The organism is Roseateles sp. P5_B10 (assembly GCF_056400485.1).
This window is the reverse complement of sequence record NZ_JBFULE010000598.1, coordinates 1-3,320: the sequence shown is the minus strand read 5'-3', so window position 1 is coordinate 3,320 and position 3,320 is coordinate 1. Positions and strand designations below refer to the sequence as shown.

Sequence of the window (3,320 nt, the reverse complement as noted above, 5' to 3'; positions counted from 1 at the left end):
GGGCCCAGCGAGCCGGCCTCGAAGACGCGCACGGRGCCCAGGCCACCGCCGTAGAAGTTCTTGAAGATGGGATAGGGCTTGCCGCCCAGGCCCACGCCCCAACCCAGTTCGCTGTTGATGCCCAGCGTGATCTTGTTCGTGACCTCGAAATACTGCTGGTACTGCAGGTTGATACGCGCGAACCGGGCGTCGCCGATGGCGCTGGTCTCGACGTTGACGCGCTGGTACTTGCCCTTGAGCGGAGAGATGACGCTGTCGCGGCTGTCACGCTGCCAGCCGATGGTGAATGGGATGGAATTGCTGCGCTGGCCGAACTGGTTGACGAACAGCAGATAGCTGTTGGGCAGACCCTTGGACGTCGTGATGTCGGTCTGCTCGTAGCCAAGGCCAAAGAAGACGGTGTCGATTTCCGAGAAGGGCACGCCAAAGCGGATGGCACCGCCCTTGGTGACGTACTGGTATTCCTCGCCCAGCGTGTTGATCGGGCGCGTGGTCCTATAGAACACATCGAGCGAGCGCGACRCACCGTCGACCGTGAAGTAGGGGTCGACCGTGCTGACCTGCACCTGGCGGCCCGTGCGGGCGGTGGCCAAGTCGATGCCGAGGTAGTTGCCCGAGCCGAACACGTTGTCCTGGCGGATGGAGCCGGTGAAGGACAGCTTGGTCTGGCTGGAGTAGCCCGCACCGACCGTGATGGCGCCGGTGGGGCGCTCGACGACGGTCAGGATGACGTCGACCTGATCCTRGGCGCCCGGCACCTCCTGGGTGTCGATGCTGACTTCCTTGTCCTTGAAGTAACCCAGGCGCTCGACGCGATCACGCGAGGACTTGATCTTCTGGCCGTCGTACCAGGCCGCCTCGAACTGGCGGAATTCGCGGCGGATGACTTCGTCACGGGTGCGCGAGTTGCCGGAGATGATGACCTTGCGCACGTAGACGCGGCGCTGCGGCTCGGCGACGAAGGTGACGACGACCTGGCCGGTCTCGCGGTTGATGTCGGGGCGGCTGTCGACGCGGGCGAAGGCATAGCCATAGGTGCCGAACAGGTCGCTGAAGGCGCGCGTGGTGTTGGCCACCGCTTCGCCCTGGTAGGCCTGGCCGGGCTTGAGGAAGACGAGGTGCTTGAAGTCCTCCTCGCGGCCCAGGTAATCACCCTCGAGCTTGACGCCCGTGACGGTGTAGGGCTGGCCTTCGCTGACCGTGATGGCGATGCTGATGCTCTGCTTGTCCGGCGAGATCGTCACCTGCGTGGAGGTGACGGCGAACTCCAGGTAGCCGCGGTTCAGGTAATAGCTGCGGATGGTTTCCAGGTCCGCGTTCAGCTTGGCGCGCGAATAGCGGTCGGTCTTGGTGTACCAGGTCAGCCAGCCGGTGGTGGTCTGCTCGAGCAGACCCATCAACGTGCTTTCGGAGAACACCTTGGAACCCAGAATCCGGATCTCGGCGATCTTGGCCGGCTCGCCCTCCGTCACATTGAAGCTGACGTTGACGCGGTTGCGCTCGATGGGCGTGATCGTCGTCGTGACCTCGGCACCGTAGAGGCTGCGCGTGAGGTACTGGCGCTTGAGTTCCTGCTCGGCACGGTCGGCCAAGGCCTTGTCGAAGGGCTTGCCTTCGCCGATGCCGACGTCCTTCAGCGACTTGGTCAGCGCCTCGGTGTCGAACTCCTTCAGGCCGACGAAGTTGACGTTGGCGATGATGGGCCGCTCGTCGATGATGACGACGACGGCATTGCCGTCGATGCTGATGCGCACGTCCTTGAACAGGCCCGTGGCGAACAGGGCACGCRGCGCGGCAGCGCCTTTTTCATCGTTGTAGGTGTCGCCGATGCGAAAGGGCAGCGACGCGAACACGGTGCCCGGGTCGGTTCGTTGCAGGCCTTCGACGCGGATGTCCTTCAGCACGAAGGGATCTGCCGCCCAGGCTAGCCCCGACTGGAACATCCCCGTGACAGCCAAAGCCAGCAAGCCGAGGCGGAAGGGGCGACGCTTCGCTCCCGAACTGAAAGGAAAGGACATGGGAACCGGGGAGTGTCAGTGCCAGCCCGCGAGGCGGGCGACGTCGTTGGAAAGGGCCAAGGCCATCATCAGCATCAGGATCAGCGCGCCAGCGCGCTGCAGTTGCCGTTGCCACCATTCGGAGACGGGGCGGCCACTCAAACCCTCGAAAAGATGATACATGAGGTGCCCGCCGTCGAGCATCGGCAGCGGCAGCAGGTTCAGAATCGCCAGGCCGAGCGAGATCTGCGCAAGCCGTTCCAGGTAGTAACTGGGCCCGGCCTTGGCGGCATCGCCGATCGCCTCGGCCATGGTGAGCGGCCCGCTGAGCAGCTTCAACGAGGCCTGGCCGGTCAGCATGCGCCCCAGCATCCGGACGGTGGTGACCGCCATGTCCCAGCTCTGCGTCACGCCCTGCCACAGGCCGTCGACCAACCCGTAGCTGATGCTCACGCGCTCCAGCGGCGACCCCACGCCAATGCCCAGCCGCGCCACGCGCTGGCCCGCCTCCTGCACCAGGCGCGGCGTCATTGCCAATTCCAGCACCTGGCCGGCTCGCTCGATCCGCCATTGCATGGTGCGTGGCGTGTCGCCATCGCGCGCCATGCGGATGGCATCGCGCAGGAAGGCGGCGTCGGGCACGGTGCGGCCATCAATGGCCAGCACACGATCGCCTGCCATCAGGCCGTCCGCCGCCCCCGCACCGCCGTCAGCCACGCGGCTGATCACCGGCTGCGAAAACGGCGTCAGGCCGATGTCCGCGATCAACTGCGCATCCGGCGCGCGGCCCACCAGACGCTCGGTCTCGAGGCGCACGCTGCGCGGCGAACGGCCATGGGCGTCACTGACCGACAGGTGCAGGCTTTCGCCCAGCACCTGGGCGCGCAGCATCGCCGCCTGCAGGTCGGGCAGTGACCGGACGGGCTGCCACTCTCCTTCCGTGTCGGAGGCAGCCAGCACGGTGTCACCCGCACGCAGACCAGCTCGCTCCGCCAAGGAGCCGCTGGTCGGGGTACCGAGCAAGGCCTTGGGCTGGTCGATGCCCATCCAGGCCACCACGGCGAACAGCACGATCGCCAGCAGCCAGTTGGTCAAGGGCCCGGCCGCGATGATGGCGGCGCGCTGGCGCAGCGGGCGCTGATTGAAGGCCTGCTCGCGCTCGTGCGGCGCCACGGGCGCGTTGCGCTCGTCCAGCATGAGCACATACCCACCCAGCGGAATGGCGCTGAGCGCGAACTCGGTGCCGCCGCGGCCGATACGACGCCAAAGCACCGGGCCGAAACCGATCGAGAAACGCAGCACCTTGACCCCACACGCCCGGGC

The 3,320-nt window shown here is 66.2% G+C and carries 2 protein-coding genes; both read right to left on the bottom strand.

From position 1 onward, the window contains the following. Positions 1–2,018: outer membrane protein assembly factor BamA (gene bamA, locus AC1DU6_RS24510; protein ID WP_477860254.1), on the bottom strand; the 2,018-nt coding region annotated here is incomplete at its 3' end. 15 nt (positions 2,019–2,033) lie between these two features. Continuing rightward, on the bottom strand, positions 2,034–3,320 hold a 1,287-nt coding region (rseP, locus tag AC1DU6_RS24505), incomplete at its 5' end, for an RIP metalloprotease RseP (RefSeq protein WP_477860252.1).